The 2,763-nt window shown below is 40.4% G+C and carries 3 protein-coding genes and 1 pseudogene; 3 read left to right on the top strand and 1 reads right to left on the bottom strand.

Annotated elements, in window-relative coordinates; genetic code table 11:
* A pseudogene (locus tag DNK84_RS14685) lies at positions 1 to 275 on the bottom strand (hypothetical protein); the annotation flags it as partial.
* Between the two features lie 121 nt (positions 276 to 396).
* On the opposite strand from DNK84_RS14685, the gene murG reads away from it, so the two are divergent.
* From murG to recR, 3 genes are all read left to right on the top strand, one after another.
* The gene (gene murG, locus DNK84_RS10565; RefSeq protein WP_119344481.1) at positions 397 to 1,509 is read left to right on the top strand and encodes an undecaprenyldiphospho-muramoylpentapeptide beta-N-acetylglucosaminyltransferase; all 1,113 of its coding nucleotides are present in this window, start codon (positions 397 to 399) and stop codon (positions 1,507 to 1,509) included.
* 72 nt (positions 1,510 to 1,581) lie between these two features.
* Complete coding sequence (locus DNK84_RS10560) at positions 1,582 to 1,905, top strand: YbaB/EbfC family nucleoid-associated protein (RefSeq protein ID WP_119344480.1); 324 nt, start codon at positions 1,582 to 1,584, stop codon at positions 1,903 to 1,905.
* An 87-nt stretch (positions 1,906 to 1,992) separates the two neighbouring features.
* Entirely contained in the window at positions 1,993 to 2,595 is a 603-nt protein-coding gene (gene recR, locus DNK84_RS10555) for a recombination mediator RecR (protein ID WP_119344479.1), read from the top strand.
* Positions 2,596 to 2,763 lie beyond the last annotated feature (168 nt).

Raw genomic sequence — 2,763 nt, 5'->3', positions numbered from 1 at the left:
ATACATAAGGTCACTTTTCCTTGCAGCTCAAACACTTGGCAAATCATATGATATAACGCCTGTGGAGAAAATGTCAGTCGCTTCATAAACCGTTGTATGCGCTTGTAAACGGACGCTTGTTTGCTGTATGTTGCAAATGTCTTCGAAATTTTAGCAAGATTAACACTTTGCACGACAAATAATCCCAAAATAATGTGCGAAAGGCATTCTAAAGTATGACGAGTATGGTTAAAATATTGTAACAGTAGTTGTTCAAGTGCTTTGGCGTGTTCCATGTGCATTGTTTATTAAGTTTTTGGCGAAACAAAAATGCCATGAAAACCGCTAAAAATAAAGCGTTGATTCAGCTACTGTCCTGTAGTGTGATATATTTTAATAATTTAAGAAGGTTTATAGATGCAAAATCAACATGAACATCATGCGCTAAAAAACAAACATATCGTTATTATGGCAGGTGGCACAGGTGGGCATATTTTCCCGGCACTTGCCGTGGCTGATGCGCTGGTTAAACAAGGTGCGACGGTTTCGTGGCTTGGTACAAGCTATGGTTTGGAAAAGAAGCTTGTTGAGAACAGGTTCCCTTTAGATTTTTTGCGTATTAAAGGGGTGAGGAAAAAAGGATTGTTTAAAAAGCTTTTTATGCCGTTTTCGCTATGTGGTGCAATTTTACAGGCGATGTGGTTTTTGAAAAAGCGTAAGACAAAAATTGTATTAGGCTTTGGTGGTTATGCATCAGGGCCAGGTGGTCTTGCAGCTAAAATCTTATTTATTCCTTTGATTATCCATGAGCAAAATGCAAAACCAGGTATGACGAATAAGGCACTGGCAAAATTTGCTAATCAGGTGCTTTGTGCCTTTCCTGTAAAAGGTTTTTCGCGGTCAAAAAAAGTACAGGTGATTGGAAATCCGATTCGTGATGAGATCCGTGCGCTTCATGATAAAGACCATGATTTTTATAAACATATGTTAAATGTCTTGGTTTTGGGTGGAAGCCAAGGTGCACAACGCCTGAATCAGGCGTTGCCTATGGTGCTGAAAAATTTGCCAACAGGCGGGCAGGTTAATATTTGGCATCAAAGTGGTCAAGGTGATTATGAGGCAACATTAATGCGTTATCAAGAGCAGGGGCTTGATGCTCATACAGTTGTAAAAGTTACACCTTTTATTGATAATATGGCAGAGGCCTATGCATGGGCAGATATTGTTGTTTGTCGAGCAGGTGCTTCCACCGTATCAGAGGTTGCTGCAGCAGGTATACCTGCCTTTTTTGTACCATTTCCACATGCAGTTGATGATCATCAATATCACAATGCACAGTTTCTTGTTCAAGCTGAGGCTGCAGTTTGCATCAGAGAAAGCTACTTTAATGCGGAGAAATTAGCTGCATTTATTCGAGCGATGGATTTAAATAGACAACGTTTGGTTGAAATGTCGTCCCATGGCAAAGGTGTTGCACATCTGGCCGCTACTGAGCATGTTGTTTCCTGGGTTAATCATCTGATAAAATAGTTGAAATTTGCGCATAAAAACTCTAAGCTAACACGTGATTTTGAAAACAACAGTTAAAATAGAGGTGTGGCGATGAAACCGGATATGGGCAAGCTTATGCAGCAGGCACAAAAAATACAAGAACAAATGAAAAAAAAGCAAGATGAGTTGCAGAACCTTACGGTTGAAGGCAGTGCTGGCGCAGGCTTGGTAAAAGTCATTATGACAGGGAAGCACGATGTGAAGAAAGTTGAGATTGATCCAAGCTTACTCTCAGAAGATAAGGAAATGCTTGAAGATCTTTTGGCTGCTGCTGTTAATGATGCTGTTCGCCGTGTTGAAGAAAAAACGCAAGGTGATATGTCTGAGCTTGCACAAGGCTTGAATTTACCACCTGGATTTAAATTCCCATTCTAGATTTTACAATAGTGGATTGCTTTTCTGCCTTTAAGTAGAAAAGATACTGTCGATGATAATAACCTTAATAAAAGCAATGAACTGACCATGCATGATTTTTTTTCGCCTAAAATTCAAATGTTAATTGAATCATTAAAAAGCTTGCCTGGTGTGGGCAAAAAGACAGCACAGCGCATGGCTATTCAGCTTTTGGATAAAAATCGCCAGGGTGCCAGAAACATTGCAAATAGCATCCAGGATGCCCTGGAAAGCGTCAAACACTGTCAGCGTTGTCAAACCCTTACGGATGAGCCCATTTGCCTTGTATGCCAAAGTCAAAAACGTGACCATACACAGCTTTGTATTGTCGAGAGTATGCTTGATATGGTTGCAATTGAATCAGCTTCTGTTTATCAGGGGAAGTATTTTGTATTGCATGGGCGTATTTCACCACTTGATGGTGTAGGGCCGAATGAACTCAAGCTGCCTACACTTGAGCAAATCGTTGTCAATGAAGGTGTGTGCGAAATTGTATTGGCGCTAAGTCCCTCTGTAGAAGGTGAAACAACCGCGCATTTTATATCAGATATGCTGGTAAAACATCAATGTCATATCAGCAGGATTGGCTATGGTGTGCCATTTGGGGGTGAGCTTGAATATCTTGATCAGCAGACTCTGCTTCATGCATTTAATGCCAGAACACATTTTTAACCTGGAATGCTTTTAATAACCTAAGTTACGCACTTTCTACTTTTGTATATTCCTTCAAGAACTTCTCATTCATTCTGCCTGGTTGGTCACATAAATATTTTCAGTGCAGTCATTCCCGCCAAGCGAGGATGACGTTGATGCACACTTCTACATACATTGAGCACCTCT

This window comes from Facilibium subflavum (genome assembly GCF_003574485.1).
GTDB classification, from domain to species: Bacteria; Pseudomonadota; Gammaproteobacteria; order Francisellales; family Francisellaceae; genus Facilibium; species Facilibium subflavum.
Note: the sequence above shows the minus strand (reverse complement) of the source record. Positions and strands in the feature narration are given on the sequence as shown.